We start from the raw sequence: 22,571 nt of genomic DNA on the forward strand, positions 1-22,571 counted from the left end.
ATCTAAATTAGTTGAGGTAGGTGACTTCATATATGCATATCGTCGTTGTAGGGTTAAATTACCGAACAGCGCCTGTAGAGGTGAGAGAGAAATTCGCATTTACAGATCAGGATTTGCCGGATGCTTTGCATCAATTAAAACGAACCAAGACCGTGCTAGAAGGGGTTATTGTTGCAACTTGTAATCGCACAGAGATCTATGTGGTCGTCGATCGACTACATATGTGTGGTTATTTCATTCGTGGTTTCATAGAACAGTGGTTTGGTATTCCTCGTGAAGAGTTCACGCAACATATATATATCTATGAAGATGAACAGGCGTTAGCTCATTTGTTCCGTGTGACGTGTAGTCTAGACTCCATGGTTCTTGGAGAGACGCAGATACTAGGTCAAGTACGCAATGCATTTCTAGTGTCACAGTGCAATCAGGCAACAGGTATGTGGTTCAACACGCTCTTCAAGCAGGCCGTCACCTTGGGTAAAAGGGTTCATTCAGAGACGAATATCGGTGAAAGTGCTGTTTCCATCAGCTATGCGGCTGTTGAGTTAGGCAAACGGATATTTGGATTGTTTACTAATAAGAAGGTGTTAATTCTTGGTGCGGGTAAGATGAGCGAACTAACTGTGAAACATCTATATTCCAACGGGGCAGCTGAAGTGATCGTTGCGAATCGAACATTTGCACGTGCAGAGGAACTAGCTCGGAGATTTAACGGCACACCGTGCACCTTGCAAGCGGCGATCGAGCGATTGGATGAAGTAGATATCCTAATTAGCTCTACAGGGGCGGAGAATTATATATTAAATGCTAATCAAGTGAAATATAGTATGAAACGAAGACAATCTCGCCCATTATTTATTATTGATATTGCAGTGCCACGAGATATAGACCCTAGCATAGGTGATATTGATAACGTCTTTTTATATGATATCGACGATTTAGAAGGTATTGTTCAAAGTAATCTAGAGATGCGACGTGTGGAGGCGGATAAGATTGAAATAATGATCGAGGAAGAAATGTTGATTTTTAATCAATGGCTAAAAACACTTGGGGTTAGACCGGTTATTCGTGCACTACAGGAAAAGTCCAATATCATCCATGAAGAAACGATGGAAAGTTTATTTAATAAATTACCTGACCTGGATGCACATCAAAGAAAAGTTATTCGTCGCCATACCAAAAGTATCATAAATCAAATGTTACATGATCCTATCAACAGAATAAAGGAAATGACTGGTGAGAAGAATGGAGAAGAATCCCTGGACGTTTTCACACAGATTTTTGGTTTGGAGAATCAGCTGAATAACCGAACAGATGATGATTTGATGGTTATGCCAAAGAATCCCTTAAAGGGGACAGGCAGTTCTTCATCTTCGGAGAACAGATCAACTCTTAAGGTATCTTTGATGCCGGCTAGCCGATAAAGGTGGGTGAGAGATGATGATGTTATTAAATGGGATCTATGATGTTAGTTTATATATTTATGCTCTGAGCCTTTTGTTCCTGTTCTCTGATTGTATTCGACGCAATCTTAGATCGAAATGGATAGGAACGGGGCTTCTTGTAGTTGTATTTATTGTTCAATTCACATTTCTAGGAATTCGAATGTGGAAGGAACGTATGATTCCAGTGTTTACCTTGTATGATTTCTTATTGATGTTAGGGTTCATACTGGTGGTTGCGTCATTACTCCTGTCTTTATTGAAGAAGTCTGAGTTCGCAGTGTTATTGTTAAGTGTGATCGGATTTTGTATCCTTGTCCTTAATTATTTCTTATTTGATCTAAGTGCTGATCCCATGATGCATTGGCAAGGTGTACACCGATTGTTAGTATTCCATGTCATATTGGCAAATCTAAGTGTCGTCGCCTTTACAGTTGCGGCTGTGTTTGCTTCGATGTATCTATTTTTGCATAAGAAATTAAAAGACAAGAAGTGGAATGATACAGTTAGACGATTACCGAGCCTTGAAATGATGGATAAGTACTCTTATTACGGTGTAATATCGGGGTTACCACTACTGTGTATATCTATGATTGTAGCTGTTCTTTCCATTATCTCAAAAGGAAGGATGGAACTGCTCTTAGATTTCAAAGTGGTGACCACCTTCATAGGATTTGGCATTTATATATTGTATTTAATGAAAAGAAGTTCTAAGAAAAACTCAGGTGCAGTCATTTCCATTTGGGCATTGATTGGTTATATTATGATCTTCATCAATCTAATGCTAAATTCATGGTCTAAATTTCATTGGTGGTCAGGAGTGTGAGCTCACTATGTCAGGGTTCATCCATATGCTACTAGCTTGTGAAGATCGCAAATGCCTCGTTGTTGGAGGCGGTACGATCGCACAGAGGAAGGCTAGACTACTTCTTGACGCGCAAGCAAATGTAACCATCATTAGCCCTTCGCTTACGCAAGCGTTATTGGCTTGGCATCAAGATGGGTTAATTCAATGGGAGCAAAGAGATTTCGTTGAAGGTGATACTTCAGGATATTGGATTGTGTATGCGGCTACCAATAATGAAATTATTAATAAGAATATAGCAGACGAAGCACACCAAAATGATATTCCCGTTAATCTAGTGAGTGATGCAGAACAGGGTTCATTTATTCATCCAGCAGTTGTGAAGCGAGGAAGATTGACGATAGCTGTATCAACTTTAGGAGCAAGTCCAGGTATGGCTACTAGTATAAGTAATACGTTAGCTGCGCAATATGGTGTGGAATATGAGGCATATTTCGATGTCATATATCGCATTCGTTCTGCCATTAAGAATAGTGTTGTATCCCTTGAACGGCGGGGGAGATTGTTGAAGAGATTAGCGGAACTGCATATTCTTGACGATATTCGTCAGGGCACTTATATCGAATGGAGCAAAGAGGAAATACAGATATGGATTAGTCAGAATGAGGAGGAATAAGCTATGCGGACGATTACGGTGGGTAGCAGACAAAGCGCACTCGCTTTAACACAAACAGGTCAAGTTATTGAAGCTTTACAGAAACTTAATAATGAGCATGGGTTTGATTTTGAATTCACTGTGAAGAAGATTATAACCAAAGGGGATCGTATTCTCGACGTTACACTTTCAAAAGTAGGTGGTAAAGGTTTATTCGTAAAGGAAATTGAAGAAGCCATGCTCAACTTAGAGATTGATATGGCTGTGCATAGTATGAAAGACATGCCTTCAGAGTTGCCGGAGGGATTAATGAATGGAGCTGTACCTACACGTGTCGATGCTCGTGACTGTCTGATCTCCTTGAATGGGATGAGCATTGATGAATTGCCTTTAGGAGCGAAAGTAGGTACAAGTAGCTTGAGACGTTCAAGTCAACTCAAGGCATATCGTCCTGATCTTCAGTTGGAGCCGATACGAGGAAATATTGATTCGAGAATTCGCAAGCTTGAAGCGGGTGAATTTCAGGCCATTATTCTTGCGGTTGCTGGACTAGAACGTATGGCGTGGGAAGATCGCATTACATCTTATATCCCAGTAGAACTTTGTCTACCAGCTGTTGGTCAAGGAGCGTTAGGCATTCAGTGCCGTGTTAATGATAAGGAACTTCGGGAACTTCTAGACTTATATAATGATACAGACACATCAATGACCGTAGCGGCAGAGCGTAAATTTCTAGGTGTATTGAACGGTGGGTGTCAGGTACCGATTGGTGCTCATGCGATATGGATTGAAGATCCTTCTCAACCTAATTCCAAAGTTATACAATTGACGGGTATGGTTGGTACGCCTGAAGGTGATGTGATTCTAAAAGAAACATGTATTGGTAAAGACCCTAACAAGTTAGGCCTTGAAGTAGCGAACAAGTTGATTGCACAAGGCGCAGAGAATATATTGGCTCAAGTAAGGGGATGATTGTATGACAAGCGCAGCTGGAAAAGTATATTTAGTAGGAGCTGGACCGGGAGATGCCGGGTTAATTACGGTCAAAGGCTTACAATGTATAAAAAAGTCAGACGTCGTTGTATATGATCGTTTGGCAAATCCACGATTACTACAATCGATGAGACCGGGTGCTACAAAGGTATACGTTGGGAAACTTCCAGATCGCCATACCATGAAACAAGAAGACATTAATCAGCTATTAGTAGACCTTGCATTGGAAGGCAAAACGGTAACTAGATTGAAGGGCGGTGACCCTACTATTTTTGGCCGTGTGAGTGAAGAGGCGGCGTTGTTACGGGACAATGGCATTCGATATGAGATTGTTCCTGGGATTACGTCTGCTATCAGTGTACCTGCATATGCAGGAATTCCGGTCACCCATCGAGAACTAGCCTCTTCCTTATCCATTATTACTGGACATGAAAGTCCTGATAAGCTGGATCTCGTGATTCAATGGGATAAGTTAGCGAATGCAACGGGAACACTCATCTTCATGATGGGTGTTGCCAAAATTGGTTATATTAGCGAACAATTGATAATACATGGTCGACTACCAAGCACACCTGTAGCTCTGGTCCGTTGGGGAACACGTGCAGAGCAAGAGACATTGACAGGAACACTTGCCGATATTGCGGACAAAGTGAAAAAGGCGAATTTTCAAGCACCAGCTGTTATCGTTGTAGGTGATGTGGTATCGCAACGAGAAACATTAATGTGGGCTGAAGATATGCCTCTTTTTGGAAAGCGGATTTTAGTGACACGTGCACGTTCGCAATCTAGCGAGTTGGCTAATAGAATTGAGGAACTTGGTGGTGAACCGTACGAATTCCCAGTGATAAACATGGTGAAACCAACCGATCCTCAGGAAATACATGATTTGCAGTTATCGTTCGCTGAATTGGAAGCATATGACTGGGTATTTTTCACTAGTGTAAATGGCGTGGAATTTTTCTTTCAACATTTGAAAGAACAAGGACGAGATATAAGATCGTTATTTGGTGCAAAGGTGGTAGCTGTTGGTCCAGCTACGGCAGAAGCTTTGATTCACCGGGGCATCATACCAGAACACTTGCCTGAAGTGTACCAAGCTGAGGGAATGGTGGAGATGTTCGGAGATCAGTTACAACCAGGTCAGAAGGTTCTGTTACCGCGGGGAGATAAAGGTAGGAAGTGGCTTCCTGAGAAGTTAACGGAAATAGGCCTTGAAGTAACTGACACCGTTACATATCATACCGTCATAACAGAAGATGATGATATCGAATTGTTAAGAATGTTCGAAGAAGATCGCATTCATGCCATTACATTCACCAGTTCATCAACAGTGAGCAATCTCTTAACCATCGTGAAACGGATGGGGATTCAAGACCCAATCAAACAATTGAAAGGTGTTAAGACCTTCTGTATAGGAGAGATCACAGCAAATACCGCTAAATCTGAAGGGTTAAGTGTGGGTATGATTGCAGAAGAAGCGACTATAGACAGTCTTGTTCAATCGCTCTGCCAATGGAATGCAGTGAAGGATTGAGTTCACTCTTTTGTGAAGGAAGACTATGCTCAAAACGAAGTCTATGCTTTCGAGGTGAGTTTTTTCGAAGACTTTCATGAAGACTATGCCCAAAACGAAGTCTATGCTTTCGAGGTAAGTTTTTTCGAAGACTTTCATGAAGTCTATGCTCAAAAAATTTTAGGAGGGTTATCAACAACAATGAATTTTCCAATCGTGAGGCATCGACGGTTACGTCAATCTGCGGGAATACGCAGTATGGTAAGAGAGACTGTATTACATGTAGAAGATCTAATTCAACCCATTTTTGTTACATACGGTGTGGGGATTAAACAAGAAATCAGTTCGATGCCTGGTGTGTATCATTTCTCATTAGACATGTTAAAGGATGAAGTGGATACGATTGCTACCTTAGGGATACCAGCAGTGTTATTATTTGGGATTCCAGAAACAAAGGATAGTATTGGATCATCAGGATTTGCAAAAGATGGCATCGTTCAAGAGGCGACACGTCTTATTAAAGAATGGTATCCAGACTTGTTGGTTGTAGCAGATACTTGTTTATGTGAGTTTACAGATCATGGGCACTGTGGGATGGTACATACCTTTGAACGTGATGGTCATATTCATGGCGATGTTCTCAATGATGAATCACTAGATTTGCTTGTTCAGACGGCAGTATCTCAAGCTGAAGCAGGTGCGGATATCATTGCACCATCGAATATGATGGATGGGTTTGTAGGTGCAATCCGTCAAGGTCTTGATGAGGCAGGATTTCAGAATATACCTATTATGTCCTATTCAGTTAAGTATGCTTCCGCTTTCTATGGTCCATTCCGAGAAGCTGCAGACTCTGCCCCTCAATTTGGTGATCGCAAGACATATCAAATGGATCCGGCAAACGCACGTGAAGCGCTTAGAGAAGCGGAGGCAGATGTTCTTGAAGGTGCTGACATGCTTATGGTGAAACCAGCATTAGCTTATTTAGATATTATACGTATGTTGAAGGATCGATTCGATCTTCCTTTGGTTGCATATAACGTTAGTGGTGAATATGCGATGGTTAAAGCAGCTGCACAACAAGGATGGATTAACGAGAAAGTCATTGTTCTAGAAATGCTTACGGGAATGAAGCGTGCAGGCGCAGATATTATCATTACTTATTTTGCGAAGGACATCGCAGGTTGGTTAGCACAATAATACAACGACAGGAGTGTTGAAGGATGACTCAGTTCTTAGGAAGACGCAGTGAAGAAGCTTCTAAATCTGCTTTTGAAGAAGCGAAACAATATTTACCTGGTGGGGTCAATAGTCCAGTCCGTGCATTTAAAGGGGTTGGATTAACTCCGGTTTATGTTGAGCGTGGAGAAGGATCTCGTGTGTATGATATTGATGGTAATTCATTTATTGATTATATATGTTCGTGGGGCCCATTGATTATGGGACATGCCCATCCAGAGGTAGTATCAGCTATACGAGAAACAGCTTTGCATGGCACGAGTTTTGGTGCACCAACTTTAATTGAGACTGAGATGGCGAAGTTGGTCTGCGAGCGAGTTCCATCCATAGATGTTGTACGAATGGTGAATTCTGGGACAGAAGCAACCATGAGTGCTATTCGTCTAGCACGTGGGGTTACAGGTAGATCCAAAATTGTGAAGTTCGAAGGTTCATACCATGGGCATGCAGATAGCCTATTGATCAAAGCTGGTTCTGGTGTCGCAACTTTAGGTCTGCCTGATAGTCCTGGAGTTCCTGAAGCTGTTGCGATGAATACAATTACGGTTCCATACAACGATCTTGAATCAGTTAGGGTAGCATTTGAACGTTTTGGGGAAGAGATTGCATGTATCATTGTTGAGCCTATCGCTGGAAATATGGGTGTTGTTCCCCCATGCCCAGGGTTTCTGCAAGGATTACGTGATGTGACGAACCAATATGGAAGCTTACTTATTTTTGATGAAGTGATGACGGGATTCCGCGTAGATCTGAACTGCGCGCAAGGATTATACGGAATAACACCCGATCTAACGTGCCTAGGTAAAATTATCGGTGGTGGTCTTCCTGTAGGTGCCTATGGGGGTAAACGTGAAATTATGGAGCAGGTATCTCCTGCTGGACCTATATATCAAGCAGGAACATTAAGTGGGAATCCATTGGCTATGGCAGCTGGATACACGACACTTAAGTTGCTCACTCCACAAGTCTACAACCAACTAGAAGAACGTGCGGCACGACTGCAAGCGGGATTAGAGCGTAACGCTCAAGAGCTGGGAGTTCCAGTAACGATCAACCGTGTCGGTTCCATGGTATGTCCATTCTTTACGAGTGAACAGGTGATCAATTTCGATACAGCGAAGAGTAGCGATTCCGATTTATTCCGTCGGTATTTCGGCGAATTGCTTCATCGGGGTGTGAGTGTAGCGCCGTCACAGTACGAGGGAATGTTCGTATCTGCTGCACATACAATGGAAGACATTGATTATAGTATTGAGGCTAATTATCAAGCACTTAAAAGTCTATGAGTTACAACGGTAACTGGAGCCGCCGTGGAGAGTGGTTGGAACTTAACGCGAGCAAGGATGTCTCCCGCTCAGACAATCGTGAAATGCAAACGCTAGAGTGGTTATTGAATGTTGTAGGCATGCCTGAGAAATTGTTGCGCCGTCTTCAGCATGAGAAGGGCATTCAATGGCATGGAGATAAGCTGAGAATAGCAATATTTCCATCTCGGGCTCTAGGTATTGAATCCAAATGGCAGGAGCTTCATGTCCTATATGAGGATGATTTCTGTTTGGTCGTTCATAAGCCAGCTGGGATGACTATACATCCGGATGGGCGACCTGACGAGGTGACATTGGATCACTTGGTAGCTTTCCACTATGAGAGTAAAGGTGAAGATGTAGCTGTTAGGCATATTCATCGATTGGATAAGGATACGTCTGGACCGGTCCTATATGCTAAGAATGAATGGGCACAATTGAAGTTAGATGAAGACATGCGTTTGAAACAAATGGAGAGAAAGTATATCGCCTTCGTGGAAGGAACGGTTTCTCCAACGCTTATGATGATCGATCTGCCTATAGGAAAAGATCGCCATCATGCTCAGCGTCGACGTATATCACCTACGGGGCAAGAGGCACGTACACGCGTACGCGTTGGTGAGGTCTACCGAGGAAGTAGCCTTATTTATCTGGAATTGGAAACGGGCCGTACTCACCAAATACGTGTCCATTTAAGTTATGCAGGGCATCCCTTGTTAGGAGATATTCTTTATGGAGGAAGTCATCAACTTTTTGCAAGACAAGCACTTCACGGGGAAAGACTTTGCTTTACACATCCACTGACAGGTGAATATTTGGAGATTGCAGATCCGTGGCCTGACGATATGATTGCGTTACGAACGAATCTTCGAAATGAAGCGGGAGGATTGATCTAAAAAGAGGCATGCGTTCTAATTTGATGCATATAGATAAAGTGAGTTAAAAATAATCGGCTCATGCCGTGAGTTTACTCATGGTTAGAATATGCTAAAAAGGAGGACGTTACCTGTGTTTGATCAGTCCTACGGTCTGCGCTTTGATGTTTACGAACGCATTCAATTGTCAGAAGAAGTTGTCGGTATTTCTGAACTTGAAGAGGTTGAACTGTTACCGTATATCCAGGTGATTAACCAAGAGGAGCAAGCATTACTCCGAGGTCACTTATTGCTAACAGGGATTTACAGAGGCGAGCGAGAAGAGGAAGGTACACAACGACTGGAGCATTATATTCCAGTTGAAATAACTGTACCACTTCACCGTATCTCGTCCTTTAATGAGATCGCAGTTGAAATTGAGAATTTTGATATCGATTTATTAAGTCAGAGAAGCCTTAATATTACTGGCGTGTTATCTTTGAAGGGAATTGAATCGCCGGAAGTCAATAATCCATCGTGGAACGCTGAGGATTTCACGGTTGTACATGCTCCTGATTGGCCTTCTTTTCAAGATACCCCATCTTATCTACGCGATGAGGAGTTGTCGAATGCTGTATTAGAAGATCATCCTGAGGGCTCCTTGCTACATATGGATGAGGAAGCTCTTGCACGAATGAATGAGCATTCCAATGTATGGGCAATAGAATCTGAAGACCATGTGGGGCAGACTTCGTCAACCCTCAACAGTGTTACAGATCATTCTAGTGTGATGCAAACGCATGAAGAAACTTCTTTACATGGATCTGATAGTGCGCTGACGGAAGAGAACTCACTCCTAACCAGTGAAAGCGTAGATTCGGATCAATCGGAGATCAATGATGGGAAAGCAGAGATGAAAGTTGGTTTTGGCAGTAAAAGAGAGCCATCATCACCTCAACAAGATCACATTGGTTTATCGAGCATATTGAAGTCTAGTCGGGCGAGATCTTTAAAGGATCTAGAAAACCAGGCCATTGAGGAACAACTTATTGCCCAAGAGGCGAATAAAGAGCAGGAACGAAGTGAGGAAGTAGAATGGAAAAGTCTCTTTCTTGGAGGATCATCAGAAAGAACACCTTTCAGTAAACTTAGACTTTGTATTGTACAGAAACAAGAAACCATTGATCTGATTGCAGATCGATATGAAATGAGTCCTAGGGAGATTTTGTTATATAATCGTTTAGCTGATCAGACGATTGAAGAAGGTCAGATTCTTTATATCCCTTAACGAAATATATAATGATTTCATAAACAAAGGAACGATCTCAGTTGTAGTGATTCGCTACAACTGAGATCGTTCCTTTGTCGTATAAGATGTTGACTATGTGTTATAAGAACGCTATTATTAAGACATAATATTGACAATCAACTGTGAATGGGAAGAGTGGTTGATATGCCCTCCAGAGAGCGGAATTGCACTGCTGAAAGATTCCGTAGGATGCATTCAATTGCAGTCACCCTTGAGTTGCCTATTTGAGTCTATCAGGGAAATCTCCGATGATTAGAATGTGGCCGGCTGCAGCCGTTATCTGTATGAGTGTCGTGATTTGTTTGATATGCAGGTTAATTAGTTATAATTAGCGAAATATCTACTTACACGAAACAAAGGTGGTACCGCGAAAGAGTAACCTTTCGTCCTTTGAGGACTTAGGGTTTTTTCTGATGTTTATGGAAGTTCTCGATAATGTAATGGAGGTTTAATACAATGACTGACAATGAGATGAAGACAACAACCGAAATGCCAACAACGTACGACCCTAAATCTACGGAAACGAAATGGTATAAATATTGGTTAGAAGGTGAATTCTTCAAAGCAGGTCAACGACCTGATGCCAAGCCGTATACCATTGTTATTCCACCACCAAATGTGACGGGAATGCTTCATATCGGTCATGCGATGGATTTCACGTTGCAAGATATTCTGATTCGTACGAAGAGAATGCAGGGGTATGATGCGCTATGGCTTCCTGGAACAGATCATGCAGGGATAGCTACACAGACCAAAGTCGAGCAGAAGCTTCGTGCGCAAGGTTTAACCCGTTACGATCTAGGTCGTGAAAAGTTCCTGGAGCAAGTATGGGAATGGAAGGATCAATATGCGACTACTATCCATGATCAATGGGCGAAGATGGGGTTGTCCCTTGACTATTCAAGAGAAAGATTCACTTTGGATGAGGGTCTATCTAAATCCGTGAAGGAAGTCTTTGTGAAGCTCTATGAGAAAGGGCTCATTTATCGTGGCAAGTATATTATTAACTGGGATCCAGTTGCACGCACAGCGTTATCTGATATTGAAGTAGAACATAAAGAAGTACAAGGCCATCTATACCACTTATCTTATCCCCTAAAGGATGGAAGTGGAAGGATTGTTGTAGCAACTACACGTCCTGAAACGATGCTTGGGGATTCTGCTATCGCAGTACATCCTAAGGATGAGCGTTATAAACATATGATTGGTCAAATGGTGTTGCTTCCAATCGTGAATCGGGAAATACCGATTATTGCGGATGAATATGTAGATAGAGAATTTGGTAGTGGTGCAGTCAAGATCACTCCAGCACATGATCCAAATGACTTCGAAATGGGTCTGCGTCATGAGTTAGAACAGATTATTGTTATGGACGATACAGGTACTATGAATCACTTAGCAGGAAAGTATGAAGGAATGGATCGTAGCGATTGTCGCAAACAAATTGTTAAAGACTTACAAGAACAAGGTGTCCTCATTCTGATTGAAGATCATGTTCATCAGGTTGGACATAGTGAGCGTACTGGTGCTGTTGTAGAGCCTTATCTATCAACACAATGGTTTGTTAAGATGAAGCCATTGGCTGAACGTGCGATTGAAGTACAAAAAGCTGGAGAAGGCGTCAACTTTGTTCCAGATCGATTCGAGAAGATTTATTTGCATTGGATTGAGAATGTACGTGACTGGTGTATATCTAGACAGTTATGGTGGGGCCATCGCATTCCAGCGTGGTATTGTGAATCGTGTGGAGAACTACATGTTTCTAAGGATGATGTAGTTGTGTGCGCTAAGTGTGGGAGCAAAGAACTTCAACAAGATAATGATGTTCTGGATACTTGGTTTAGTTCAGCACTATGGCCTTTCTCAACGCTTGGTTGGCCTGATGAAGATGCAGAGGATATGAAACGTTTCTATTCAACTGATGTACTCGTGACTGGTTACGATATTATCTACTTCTGGGTAGCACGCATGATATTTACAGCACTGGAATTTACGGATCAGATTCCGTTCAAGGATGTATTGTTACATGGTCTAGTTCGAGATTCAGATGGTCACAAAATGTCTAAGTCATTAGGTAATGGTGTGGACCCATTAGAAGTTATTGAAAAGTATGGTGCAGATGCTATGCGTTATATGATTTCTACAGGCAGTACACCGGGTCAAGATTTACGTTTCCGATGGGAGCGTGTGGAACAATCACGTAATTTCGCTAATAAAATATGGAATGCTTCTCGATTTGCTCTTATGAATCTAGAAGGGTTCACATTTGAAGATATTGATATCAGCGGTGATTTACAAACACCAGATCGATGGATTCTCCATCGTCTTAATGAGACTTCACGAGATATAACACGTCTAATCGATGGGTATGAATTTGGAGAGACAGGCAGACTGCTATATAACTTTATTTGGGATGATCTATGCGACTGGTACATTGAGTTCGCTAAGCTATCATTCTGGGGTGAAGATGAAGTAGCTAAGAAGAACACACAATCTGTACTCGCTTATGTTCTTGATCGTACACTAAGATTGATACATCCATTTATGCCTTTTATTACAGAAGAGATCTGGCAGCACCTTCCACATGAGGGGAATACGATCACATTAGCTGCGTGGCCTAAGGCTGATTCTAGCTTCGAGAATATTGGGGCAGTCAATGAAATGAATATGTTGATGGATATCATCCGTACCGTTCGTAATATCAGAGCGGAAGTGAACGTTCCTATGAGTAAGAAAATTGAACTGGTAATTAAAGCTGGGGACAACGCTGTTCTTGATATTGTGAAAAATAACGATCAATACATTAAACGTTTCTGTAATACTTCTAATTTTGAAGTAGACGTGAATATTACAGCTCCAGATAAATCAGTAACTGCTGTTGTAACAGGTGCAGAACTATACTTACCTTTAGCGGGGTTGATTGATATTGCGCAAGAAATTGGACGTCTTGAAAAAGAAGTACAAGCTTTAAATGCAGAAGTTGAGCGAGTGGAGAAGAAGCTAGGTAATCAGGGCTTTGTTGCGAAGGCTCCGGCAAAAGTAATTGAAGAAGAAACGGCAAAAATGACAGACTATGCGAATAAGCGTAGCAAAGTATTAGCAAGAATTGAAGAATTACGAGCATAAATCAGATATTAAATATGGTATAGATTTGAGGGTGAACGGTATGAGAGATGATCAGCTAAAAGGTTCGATTGAACCTTTTACAACGTATCATGAGGCAGTCCATTGGATTAATGGTTTGATACCTTTTGGTATTAGACCAGGGTTGTCACGTATGGAATTGATGATGGAACAACTTGGACGGCCGGAGAGACGCCTCAAATTCATTCATGTAGCGGGTACGAATGGTAAAGGATCTACATGTGCCTTTTTAACAAAGGTATTGTTGCAATCTGGTTATTCTGTAGGAACGTTCACATCACCATATATCACTAAATTCACGAACCGATTTCAATATAATGGGGAAGACATTCCTGAAGAGACCCTACTGGCGCTTACTAATACGATAAGACCCGTGGTAGAGAATATCGCAGGAACGGAGCAAGGTTCACCAACGATGTTTGAAGTATCTACGGCTATTGCCATTCTATATTTTGCAAAGGTCTGTGTCCCTGATATTGTCGTATGGGAGACGGGGCTTGGGGGAAGACTGGATGTAACCAATATTGTTACACCCGTCGTTTCTGTAATTACGAATGTTGGGCTTGATCATACAGATGTTCTAGGCGATACGATTTCACTTATTGCAGCAGAAAAGGCGGGTATTATTAAGCCAGGTGTTCCTGTCGTTAGTTGTGCTAAACAACCAGAAGTTGTGGATATTATTAAGGCAACGGCAGAAAGAAATAATACAACGTTGTATCTTGCTGGTGAGCGATTTACGTATCAACGAACAGCCATGAATGATAAAGTTCAGTCTCTACATTTTGCGGGACCTTTTCGTGCCTTGGATATTGAGATTGGTCTAAAAGGTGAGCATCAGATTATGAATGCTGCAGGTGCGATGATGGTGCTAGAAATACTTCGTCAATATATGGCTTTTGTCATGGATGATGAAGATATTCTTCAAGGATTCAAGGATACTCAGTGGGCAGGACGATTAGAGGAAGTTACGACTTCGCCTAGAATTATCGTTGATGGTGCACATAACCCGGAGGGTGCTGAGAGTCTAGCTAACAGTATTCCTCAACATTATAAATACCAATCATTAAATTTGATGATAGGGATGCTGGAGAATAAGCATCATGAATCATACTTGAAGCATATACTTCCTTTAGTGGATACACTTATTATTACAGAACCTGACTTTCGTAAGAAGATGGATGCCTATAAGTTATTTGAGATTGTAGAGCGTTTAAAAGCCGATTATGCTAAACCTACTTTGCAGATCATTGTAGAAGCAGATTGGAAAATAGCATTAGAAAATTTAAAGTTACGGACGGAAAAGGAGGATCTTGGGGTGGTATCTGGTACATTATATTTAATTGCCGACGTGCGAGGATCTCTCTTGAATCAATCCGATTCTGAAAAAGGTTGGTGAATAACAGTTGAATACATCAGAACATATTCATTTTATAGGTATTGGTGGTTACGGAATGAGTGCCATCGCAAGAGTGATGTTAGAAATGGGCTTTACGGTGACTGGCTCAGACATGGTTTCTCAAGAATTGACGGTAAAGTTAGCTGCTAAGGGAGCTAAGATTTATATTGGGCATACAGCAGAACAAGTACATGGTGCTGATGTCGTAGTATACTCAAGCGCTCTATCCAAAGATAATGTAGAAGTTGTAGAAGCTGAGAACCTCAACATTCCTGTGTTACATCGATCTCAAATGCTTGCTCGGCTTCTAAATGAGCGTAAAGGTGTAGCTGTAGCAGGGGCGCATGGGAAGACGACGACTTCATCTATGATTGCCTTAGTTATGGAGAGATGTGGCATTGATCCTACCTATATTATTGGTGGAGAAATAATGAATGTGGGAACGAATGCGAAGGCTGGTCAAGGTGAGCACGTAGTTGCGGAAGCAGACGAGAGTGATGGTTCCTTTTTACAATACCATCCTTGGCTTGGGGTAGTCACTAATATTGAAGCGGATCATTTGGAGAACTATAATAGTGACTTTGAGGAATTAAAGACAGCATATATCCAATTTCTGAACCAAATCAGAGAAGACGGGACAGCTATTATTTGTGCGGATGATATGAATATCCAATCGATATTACCACATCTAAAAGGATCGATTACTACGTATGGCGTCAAGACAGAATCAGATTATATGGCAAGTGAGATTGTGCTTGGAGATCGACAAGTCTCATATATGATAAGCCATAAAGGAGAACAGCTTGGAGTTGTTAAGTTATCTGTTCCGGGTCTCTATAATGTATATAATTCAATGGCAACCATTATCACTTGTCTGAAATCTGGCATACCATTTCAATCTATCGTACAAGAAATTGTGGCATTCAGTGGAGCCAAACGCAGATTTCAAGTATTGGGTGAAGAGAACGATATTCTGATTATTGATGATTATGCTCATCATCCTACCGAGATTGAAGCTACAATTAGTGCGGCGAAGGCAACGGGCAAACGAATTGTGGCGGTATTCCAACCCCAACGTTACTCGAGAACATTCTTTCTCTTAGATGCCTTTAGTCGTGCATTTAGCGAGGCAGATGAAGTGATTATAACAGACATTTACTCGCCCGCAGGTGAGAAAGAAATTGAAGGGATCAATTCCTCGAGACTAGTTGATCTTATCGTACAGAATAGTAATGCCTCAGCAAGATATATTCAGACGAAGGAAATGGTATTAGAAGACCTTCGGAATCGAATGGCACCTGGGGATGTTATTCTAACTATGGGGGCTGGCGATATCTGGAAGGTTGGCGTCGAACTTGCGAAAGATATGAAGAAAGATTAATGGTGAAATCTTCGAAGGAAGATCATAATATAAATACACGCGCTATTCCCTTGGAATAGCGCGTGTATTTATATATAACAAAGTGGAATTATAATCTTTCGATTTTAACTTGGAACGTCGTTGGTCCTTGTTCAATATACTCCCAAGTGAATTGACCTGAATGCATCGATTCGAACTGAAAACGCAGTGGCTTCGGATCATGATCATTAATTAATAGCATCGCTTCCGATGGTTGAAGATTATTGAAGGTTTCGAAGATCACCTTGTGTTTCAAATGTGGTGGATATTCAGTAGCATTGACTGTTGCAGCAAATTGACTCATGTAATATTCGCCTCCTAAAGGGATAGTTTCTTACTAATTGTTATTATAAAGTAGGGGATGATTGGACTTAGTGAGTCCAATCACATACATGGATTAACGTGTCTAATAGATGATATTAATGCCCTCCACTACAATTCCCACCACATCCGCATCCACCCTTTTTAAGTTCATTGTGTTCAGGAAGTCTATTTAATTCCACAGTCTTGGTGAAATACTGACTTACTAAACTATGAAGTTGACTGAACTCGCGTTGTGCAAATAGAAATTGTCGGATCACATCATCCTTATACATTTCACCCTCTTCTTCTTCGAATGCTTGGACTTCTACCTCGGTGATCTCTATTCCTTGCATTTTCTTTTGATCTATGATCTGATGCAATGCTAAATAATGTTCGTATTTCTCGATCGCTTGGTCATTCTCTGCGAAACAGTCAATCATTTTTCTTAATTCCTGATAAGCATCTTGCTGTAATAATGAAGAACATAGTTCTTCCATTTTCTCTACAATAGGCTTTTTATCTAGTGTGTTGATCATACATATATCCTCCTCTATATCAAATGGATAAACTTTTGTACTTCAAATATGAATATATTAACAACACCTACTCTACATACTGTAACAGGCAGACATTGTGACTGGTCGCACAAATCAAATGTCATATCCGTGTATTTTTCGCACACTGACAATGAATAGCTTATCCATATTGAACATATCTTTCTGAAATCTATCATATATCTATATCATAGAAGATGAGACAAGGTGAGGTGTTCATAGTGAGTAAAGGACGGATGACATTTCGATTTGATGAAATGGATTGGAATACAAAGCGGAGTGACAAAGAGACGACACAAGATAATGATGTAAAGAGTGAAAACCATCCGGAAATAAAGGATAAGACACAACAAACGGAATATCCTAAACTAACCGTTGTTCCCGAACCTATGGATGGTTGGGGAGATCCATTCAGCAGGAATGATCATTGGAGTGAACTGAAGATGAATACACATCGCAGGGATACTGTACGTGATGATGAACATGATGATCTCCCCTTAGAAGATGCTGATTATACAGAATATAGAAAGAATCGACCAACATCATTGTGGAAAATATTCGGCACGGTCACCGCAGCGGTAGTCACCGGAGCATTATTCGGTTTTGTCGTGTTATCTTTTATTGATCCTACGGGTGTTATTTCTAAGGATGTTCTTCCAACAAAGGATAAAGAAGTCGTTGCTGTTACCAATATGGCACCTGTTTCAACTGATGTATCAGTAGCCATGATACCAGTAACCATTGAACCGCAAACCTATTATATGCTGCAATATGGTGTGTTTAGTGATATTAAGCGAGTAGAAATAGCTAAGAAAGAGCTTGAACAGTTCGGTTTAGCGGCTGGTGATGATCCAGATCAGGAGAATCGCGTATATGCAGGAATATCCACAGATCGGGAACAAGCTAAATTGTTAAGTAATCAGTTAAAGACCCAGGGTGTAGAACTCTATGTACGCGAAATACCACTGTTGGCTGTTCGTGAAGTTGCTTTTGCAGGTAGTGTTGACATGGTAGAAGATTATTACGATGTTAGTGCAAAGTTGATTTCGTCTTTAAGTAACCAATCAGCATCCTTACTTGGTATGGAACGTCCGATTCCTCTAAGTAATAGTGAGACCGTAGCTTTGACAGAATTACATCGATTATGGACAGAATCCATGAAGACCTTCAAGACAGGACTGAACACAGAAGCATTGGCGAAGGTTAAACAGATGGAACTATCTATGAACAGCGCTTTGTCTTCGGTTGCTGAGTATAACAAGAACACATCAAAAGGTCACTTGTGGGAAATTCAATCATTCATGATGCAATATATGATGGGTCAGAAACAAGTTCTTCAATTAATGATAAAGAGTTGAATTGATTAAAAATCCGACAAGGAAGCTGGTAATACATCCCTTGTCGGATTTTTGTTTGTGTTGAAGTAGAATTAACCGTATAATAATATGAGTGTCAAAAAATGGCGAGGAAGATATGAATGAAGAGAAACGTAGGAATGCTGATATTGTTTCTTGTGCTCGGCTGGCTCGTAGGGGCTTTACTAGCTCAAGCGCTGGAACCTATTGAAAGCCTATCCTTTATGACTAAATCAACCGTTATAAAGTGGTCACCACAAGCCGATCTCGATATCATTAGTTATGATTTCACGATACGACTAAAGGTATGTTTGCTTAGTTTGTTCAGTGTTATTATCTCTATATGGCTGTATCGGAAGCTATAATCGGGGTGAAGGGGAAATTCAATTGACATCGAAACATTCACATATGGTTATACTTGCATCTACATCCCCCCGTCGACATGAACTCCTCTCGATCTTACGTATTCCATACGAAATTCGGGCAAGTCATGCAGATGAGAATACACCTGAGCATTGGACACCTAGGGAGATCGTTGAAGGCCTGGCTCATCGAAAAGCGGAAGCTGTATACCAATCCATAGCAAGCTATACTCAACCAGGTATTATTGTAGGTAGTGATACCATTGTTGTGCTAGGAGACAAGGTGCTTGGCAAACCAAACAATGACCAGGATGCTTATCATATGTTATTATCACTTCAGGGTACAACACATCAGGTATATACTGGCGTGGCTTGTATTGATGTGTTAACTGGAAGAACATTGATCAACCATAAAGTCACTTCTGTCACGATGAAGTCCTTATCACATCGTACAATTTCCGCTTATGTTCATAGTGGCGAACCTCAAGATAAAGCTGGGTCTTATGCAATACAAGGACTTGGAGCGACGTTCATTGATCACATAGAAGGATGTTATTTTAATGTTGTAGGGTTACCATTGTCTCTTCTAAGCGAAATGTTATCTGAGTTGGGACTGGAAGTGCTATGATTTTTTGAGGTGTTTGAAATGTTAGAAAGAAGGGGAATACAATGGAGTCGCAAGCCATGTTATTACGCGACCTCCCCCATGGAGAACGACCACGAGAACGCATGATGAATTATGGGGCGGAGGCTTTAAGTCACGCTGAATTATTAGCTATCCTATTACGTACGGGATCCCATCAAGAATCTGCGATTCATTTAGCCCAACGGATTATGAAACAAGTAGGAAGTATTCGTAATCTTGTGGATCTTAGTATTAGTGAACTCACACAAATTAAAGGCATTGGAAATGCAAAAGCAGTCCAACTTAAAGCTGCAATTGAATTGGGACAAAGACTGTCAAGGGCTCGAATGAGTGATGTCGTTACGATCCGTAGCCCTCGTGATGCAGTAGATCTACTTAGTGAACAACTAAGATATCTGCAAAAGGAACATTTTGTCTGTTTATTTCTGAACACAAAAAATCATGTCATTATGCAAGAAACGCTTTCGATGGGGAGTCTAAATGCTGCCATCGTTCATCCGCGCGAGGTGTTTCGGGCTGCAATCAAATGTAGTAGCGCATCCATTGTATGTGCACATAACCATCCTAGTGGTGATCCTACACCTAGTCCTGAAGATATATCATTGACTTCTCGTTTAGTAGAAGCAGGTCATATCATTGGGATTGAGGTGCTAGATCATGTTGTGATTGGTGATGGCAATTTCGTTAGTTTGAAAGAACAAGGTTTAATGTAATATACTTGTTGAGATGGACATAGAAAGGGAGTTTACAACATGTTTGGAGGCTTTACGAAAGACCTAGGAATTGATTTGGGAACAGCTAATACACTTGTGTATGTGCGTGGTAAGGGAGTTGTTGTTAGAGAACCTTCTGTAGTTGCCATTAGATTAGATACTAAAACAATTGAGGCTGTTGGTGAATCCGCTAAGAGAATGATTGGAAGAACACCAGGCAATATCCAAGCGATCCGACCAATGAAAGATGGCGTAATTGCTGACTTTGATATTACAGCTACAATGATTAAATATTTCATTAAGCAAGCACAGAAGCCTCGTTCGATATTTCAAAGACATCCTAATGTCATGGTATGTGTTCCATCCGGAATTACTGCTGTGGAACAACGTGCTGTTGAGGATGCAACGAAGCAAGCAGGGGCTAGAGAAGCATTTATTATCGAAGAACCATTTGCAGCCGCTATTGGTGCTGATCTTCCGGTATGGGAGCCGACAGGTAGTATGGTCGTAGATATTGGTGGCGGTACTACGGAAGTGGCAGTCATCTCTCTTGGTGGAATTGTAACGAGTCGTTCAGTTCGCGTTGCTGGAGATGATATGGATGAATCCATTATGCAATATATCAAACGTCAATATAACTTGATGATTGGTGAACGGACATCTGAACAAATGAAGATAGATATCGGTTCGGCACAAGCGTTAGATCAAGTTGAAACGATGGAAATACGTGGTCGAGATTTAGTCACGGGTTTACCGAAGACCATCACGATTACTTCAGATGAAATTAGTGAGGCACTGGGAGATACAGTCAATTCTATTATTGAAGCTGTGAAGGTTACGCTAGAGAAGTGTCCACCAGAACTTGCAGCAGATATTATGGATCGTGGAATTGTATTGACTGGCGGTGGGGCTCTTCTACGTAATTTGGACAAGTTACTAGCACAAGAGACAGGAATGCCTGTGATTGTTGCAGAGAATCCGTTGGATTGTGTAGCGATCGGCACGGGCAAAGCTTTAGATAATATTCATTTGTTCAAGTCTCTTTCTAGATCCAAAAGATAGACGGATCATCGGAGCTAACCCTGATGTGGGAGAGAAATAAGCAATGTTAGAGGGTGTTGAAACTGTTTAAATTGCTTTCAAATAAGAGATTATTTGTTATATTGATAGGACTTGTTATGTTTATCACTCTTATGGGGTTTACAATAGGTTCAAGGACTTCGTTGTCTTGGCCTGAGAAATTCGTAAGAGACACGGTTGGTTTTGCACAGAACGTATTTTATAAGCCCGCTGGCTATATAGCGGGCTTGTTTGGAGATATCGGCAATATGAAAGGTATCTATAAGGAGAACGAAGAGTTAAAGATTGCACTAGCCCAGTATACGCGTGAGAAAGCACGATTTAACTTTATGGAAGCAGAGAATAAGAGACTTCAAGTCGCACTTAATTTCACCGAGATGCAAAGAGAGAAAAATAATTATGAGTTCCATATCGCACAGGTTGTTAGCGTCAATCCGGATACGAATAACAGGTCGTTAGTCATAGATATCGGTGAACGCGATGGTGTGAAGGTGAATATGACAGTCACTTCTGTAGAAGGGCTTGTCGGTGTGGTAAGTCAAGTGAGCAACTTTACTTCAACAGTGAAACTGATCACGACGATGGATGTTAAGGATCCTAATACAAATGCTATAGCTGCAACAGCACTTAACAAACAGGATAAGACATTTGGTATTATTGAGAGTTATGATCAGAAGAGCGGAACTTTACGAATGAGTGGTATTAAAGAGGATGACCCGATACAAGAAGAAGATACCATAGTTACTTCGGGGAGTGGTGGTCTCTATCCACAAGGTGTGATCGTGGGTACTGTGGATAGCATCCAAGTGGGTGAAATGGGACTATTAAGGACAGCTACAATTATTCCTTCAGCAAGCTTCGTTGATTGGAAGCAATTATTTGTAGTGTTTACACCGGAGGTTCTAGAATAGTGATGATGCGTAGATCCGTTCTGTTATTGTTGTTATTCGTCCTCTTTATTCTCGAAGGAACTGTGGTGCCCTGGCTTATTCCCGGGGCGTGGCAATCCAGAATTGTGCCCAATTTAGTATACGTCGTCATTCTGTTCGTATCCGTATATCATCATCGACATACAGCATTAGTTCTAGGTATTGTGTTTGGCATGTTGCATGATATTGTCTTCTATGGACAGATTATGGGTACATATTCATTTGCAATGGGCTTCTCCGCCTATTTCATGGGATTCGTATTTCAAATTCCAAGAGCTTCGATGCCTATCATGATGACCATTATTCTTTTAGGTAGTTTACTATTAGATAGCACACTGTTTGGAATATACTCGTTATTTCAATTGAATCATACAACGTATGATTGGGCATTAATTCATCATATTCTTCCTAACGTGTTTATTCATTTTGTATTCGGGTTGATCATTTATGTTCCTTTACGATCTCAACTAGAACAAATAAATAAATTTAGCCAAAAGAAAAACGTTTCTTAGTCTAAATACGACAAATTAAGGATCAAAGCAGGAACTTGGGACTCACGGGACGAAATGAAAG

Annotated in this window: 21 protein-coding genes; 19 read left to right on the plus strand and 2 right to left on the minus strand. The window is 41.1% G+C overall.

All coding sequences use genetic code 11. From position 1 onward, the window contains the following. The first annotated feature begins 32 nt into the window (after window positions 1-32). The 12 genes from hemA to murC all read left to right on the plus strand — a co-directional run bounded on the left by hemA (window position 33) and on the right by murC (window position 16,038). On the plus strand, window positions 33-1,424 hold the full coding sequence (gene hemA / locus ACH8E3_RS09190; protein ID WP_458632329.1) for a glutamyl-tRNA reductase: 1,392 nt from the start codon (window positions 33-35) through the stop codon (window positions 1,422-1,424). A gap of 13 nt (window positions 1,425-1,437) precedes the next feature. Next, window positions 1,438-2,268, plus strand: a complete 831-nt coding sequence (gene ccsA, locus ACH8E3_RS09195) for a cytochrome c biogenesis protein CcsA (RefSeq protein ID WP_458632330.1) — start codon at window positions 1,438-1,440, stop codon at window positions 2,266-2,268. 7 nt (window positions 2,269-2,275) lie between these two features. After that, on the plus strand, window positions 2,276-2,923 hold the full coding sequence (locus ACH8E3_RS09200) for a precorrin-2 dehydrogenase/sirohydrochlorin ferrochelatase family protein (RefSeq protein ID WP_458632331.1): 648 nt from the start codon (window positions 2,276-2,278) through the stop codon (window positions 2,921-2,923). Window positions 2,924-2,926: 3 nt separating this feature from the next. Beyond that, window positions 2,927-3,874, plus strand: coding sequence for a hydroxymethylbilane synthase (hemC, locus tag ACH8E3_RS09205; RefSeq protein WP_458632332.1), 948 nt, complete (start codon window positions 2,927-2,929; stop codon window positions 3,872-3,874). 4 nt (window positions 3,875-3,878) lie between these two features. Next, a complete protein-coding gene (gene cobA, locus ACH8E3_RS09210) occupies window positions 3,879-5,429 on the plus strand; it encodes a uroporphyrinogen-III C-methyltransferase (protein ID WP_458632333.1) in 1,551 nt (516 codons plus the stop codon). Window positions 5,430-5,609: 180 nt separating this feature from the next. Further along, complete coding sequence (hemB, locus tag ACH8E3_RS09215) at window positions 5,610-6,608, plus strand: porphobilinogen synthase (RefSeq protein ID WP_458632334.1); 999 nt, start codon at window positions 5,610-5,612, stop codon at window positions 6,606-6,608. A 23-nt stretch (window positions 6,609-6,631) separates the two neighbouring features. Next, window positions 6,632-7,933 carry a glutamate-1-semialdehyde 2,1-aminomutase gene (gene hemL / locus ACH8E3_RS09220; RefSeq protein WP_458632335.1) on the plus strand — a complete coding sequence of 434 codons (1,302 nt, stop codon included), beginning with the start codon at window positions 6,632-6,634 and terminating at the stop codon, window positions 7,931-7,933. After that, window positions 7,930-8,847 carry an RluA family pseudouridine synthase gene (locus ACH8E3_RS09225; RefSeq protein ID WP_458632336.1) on the plus strand — a complete coding sequence of 306 codons (918 nt, stop codon included), beginning with the start codon at window positions 7,930-7,932 and terminating at the stop codon, window positions 8,845-8,847. The genes hemL and ACH8E3_RS09225 overlap by 4 nt, the downstream gene beginning before the upstream one ends. Before the next feature lie 112 nt (window positions 8,848-8,959). Further along, window positions 8,960-10,093: a LysM peptidoglycan-binding domain-containing protein gene (locus ACH8E3_RS09230; RefSeq protein ID WP_458632337.1), complete on the plus strand. Its 1,134-nt coding sequence runs from the start codon at window positions 8,960-8,962 to the stop codon at window positions 10,091-10,093. 477 nt (window positions 10,094-10,570) lie between these two features. Further along, complete coding sequence (locus ACH8E3_RS09235; protein WP_458632338.1) at window positions 10,571-13,240, plus strand: valine--tRNA ligase; 2,670 nt, start codon at window positions 10,571-10,573, stop codon at window positions 13,238-13,240. 40 nt (window positions 13,241-13,280) lie between these two features. Beyond that, window positions 13,281-14,657, plus strand: coding sequence for a bifunctional folylpolyglutamate synthase/dihydrofolate synthase (locus ACH8E3_RS09240; protein ID WP_458632339.1), 1,377 nt, complete (start codon window positions 13,281-13,283; stop codon window positions 14,655-14,657). A gap of 7 nt (window positions 14,658-14,664) precedes the next feature. Continuing rightward, entirely contained in the window at window positions 14,665-16,038 is a 1,374-nt protein-coding gene (gene murC, locus ACH8E3_RS09245; RefSeq protein ID WP_458632340.1) for a UDP-N-acetylmuramate--L-alanine ligase, read from the plus strand. A gap of 88 nt (window positions 16,039-16,126) precedes the next feature. On the opposite strand, the gene ACH8E3_RS09250 is transcribed toward murC, so the two are convergent. Further along, a complete protein-coding gene (locus ACH8E3_RS09250) occupies window positions 16,127-16,360 on the minus strand; it encodes a DUF2249 domain-containing protein (RefSeq protein ID WP_458632341.1) in 234 nt (77 codons plus the stop codon). Window positions 16,361-16,475: 115 nt separating this feature from the next. Further along, on the minus strand, window positions 16,476-16,895 hold the full coding sequence (locus ACH8E3_RS09255) for a YlbF family regulator (RefSeq protein WP_458632342.1): 420 nt from the start codon (window positions 16,893-16,895) through the stop codon (window positions 16,476-16,478). Window positions 16,896-17,134: 239 nt separating this feature from the next. Here ACH8E3_RS09255 and ACH8E3_RS09260 point away from each other — a divergent pair, with 239 nt between their 5' ends. From ACH8E3_RS09260 to mreD, 7 genes are all read left to right on the plus strand, one after another. Then, window positions 17,135-18,271 (plus strand): SPOR domain-containing protein, encoded by a 1,137-nt coding sequence (locus tag ACH8E3_RS09260; RefSeq protein WP_458632343.1) that lies wholly within the window; start codon window positions 17,135-17,137, stop codon window positions 18,269-18,271. 119 nt (window positions 18,272-18,390) lie between these two features. Next, a complete protein-coding gene (locus ACH8E3_RS09265; protein WP_458632344.1) occupies window positions 18,391-18,633 on the plus strand; it encodes a DUF4321 domain-containing protein in 243 nt (80 codons plus the stop codon). Between the two features lie 22 nt (window positions 18,634-18,655). Continuing rightward, window positions 18,656-19,258: a Maf family protein gene (locus ACH8E3_RS09270; RefSeq protein WP_458632345.1), complete on the plus strand. Its 603-nt coding sequence runs from the start codon at window positions 18,656-18,658 to the stop codon at window positions 19,256-19,258. A gap of 41 nt (window positions 19,259-19,299) precedes the next feature. Beyond that, window positions 19,300-19,989 carry a RadC family protein gene (gene radC / locus ACH8E3_RS09275; protein ID WP_458632346.1) on the plus strand — a complete coding sequence of 230 codons (690 nt, stop codon included), beginning with the start codon at window positions 19,300-19,302 and terminating at the stop codon, window positions 19,987-19,989. Window positions 19,990-20,028: 39 nt separating this feature from the next. Beyond that, a complete protein-coding gene (locus ACH8E3_RS09280) occupies window positions 20,029-21,051 on the plus strand; it encodes a rod shape-determining protein (RefSeq protein WP_458632347.1) in 1,023 nt (340 codons plus the stop codon). Between the two features lie 53 nt (window positions 21,052-21,104). Further along, window positions 21,105-21,980, plus strand: a complete 876-nt coding sequence (gene mreC, locus ACH8E3_RS09285) for a rod shape-determining protein MreC (protein WP_458632348.1) — start codon at window positions 21,105-21,107, stop codon at window positions 21,978-21,980. After that, entirely contained in the window at window positions 21,980-22,510 is a 531-nt protein-coding gene (mreD, locus tag ACH8E3_RS09290; RefSeq protein WP_458632349.1) for a rod shape-determining protein MreD, read from the plus strand. Before mreC ends, mreD begins: the two co-directional genes overlap by 1 nt. The last annotated feature ends 61 nt before the right edge of the window (window positions 22,511-22,571 follow it).

The sequence above is a fragment of the Paenibacillus sp. CMAA1364 genome (assembly GCF_054373195.1).

Coding starts and splice junctions, on each gene's coding strand:
- hemA (WP_458632329.1), top strand. CDS start 33: ATGCATATCGTCGTTGTAGGGTTAAATTACCGAACAGCGCCTGTAGAG.
- ccsA (WP_458632330.1), top strand. CDS start 1,438: ATGATGATGTTATTAAATGGGATCTATGATGTTAGTTTATATATTTAT.
- ACH8E3_RS09200 (WP_458632331.1), top strand. CDS start 2,276: ATGTCAGGGTTCATCCATATGCTACTAGCTTGTGAAGATCGCAAATGC.
- hemC (WP_458632332.1), top strand. CDS start 2,927: ATGCGGACGATTACGGTGGGTAGCAGACAAAGCGCACTCGCTTTAACA.
- cobA (WP_458632333.1), top strand. CDS start 3,879: ATGACAAGCGCAGCTGGAAAAGTATATTTAGTAGGAGCTGGACCGGGA.
- hemB (WP_458632334.1), top strand. CDS start 5,610: ATGAATTTTCCAATCGTGAGGCATCGACGGTTACGTCAATCTGCGGGA.
- hemL (WP_458632335.1), top strand. CDS start 6,632: ATGACTCAGTTCTTAGGAAGACGCAGTGAAGAAGCTTCTAAATCTGCT.
- ACH8E3_RS09225 (WP_458632336.1), top strand. CDS start 7,930: ATGAGTTACAACGGTAACTGGAGCCGCCGTGGAGAGTGGTTGGAACTT.
- ACH8E3_RS09235 (WP_458632338.1), top strand. CDS start 10,571: ATGACTGACAATGAGATGAAGACAACAACCGAAATGCCAACAACGTAC.
- ACH8E3_RS09240 (WP_458632339.1), top strand. CDS start 13,281: ATGAGAGATGATCAGCTAAAAGGTTCGATTGAACCTTTTACAACGTAT.
- ACH8E3_RS09250 (WP_458632341.1), bottom strand. CDS start 16,360: ATGAGTCAATTTGCTGCAACAGTCAATGCTACTGAATATCCACCACAT.
- ACH8E3_RS09255 (WP_458632342.1), bottom strand. CDS start 16,895: ATGATCAACACACTAGATAAAAAGCCTATTGTAGAGAAAATGGAAGAA.
- ACH8E3_RS09265 (WP_458632344.1), top strand. CDS start 18,391: ATGAAGAGAAACGTAGGAATGCTGATATTGTTTCTTGTGCTCGGCTGG.
- radC (WP_458632346.1), top strand. CDS start 19,300: ATGGAGTCGCAAGCCATGTTATTACGCGACCTCCCCCATGGAGAACGA.
- ACH8E3_RS09280 (WP_458632347.1), top strand. CDS start 20,029: ATGTTTGGAGGCTTTACGAAAGACCTAGGAATTGATTTGGGAACAGCT.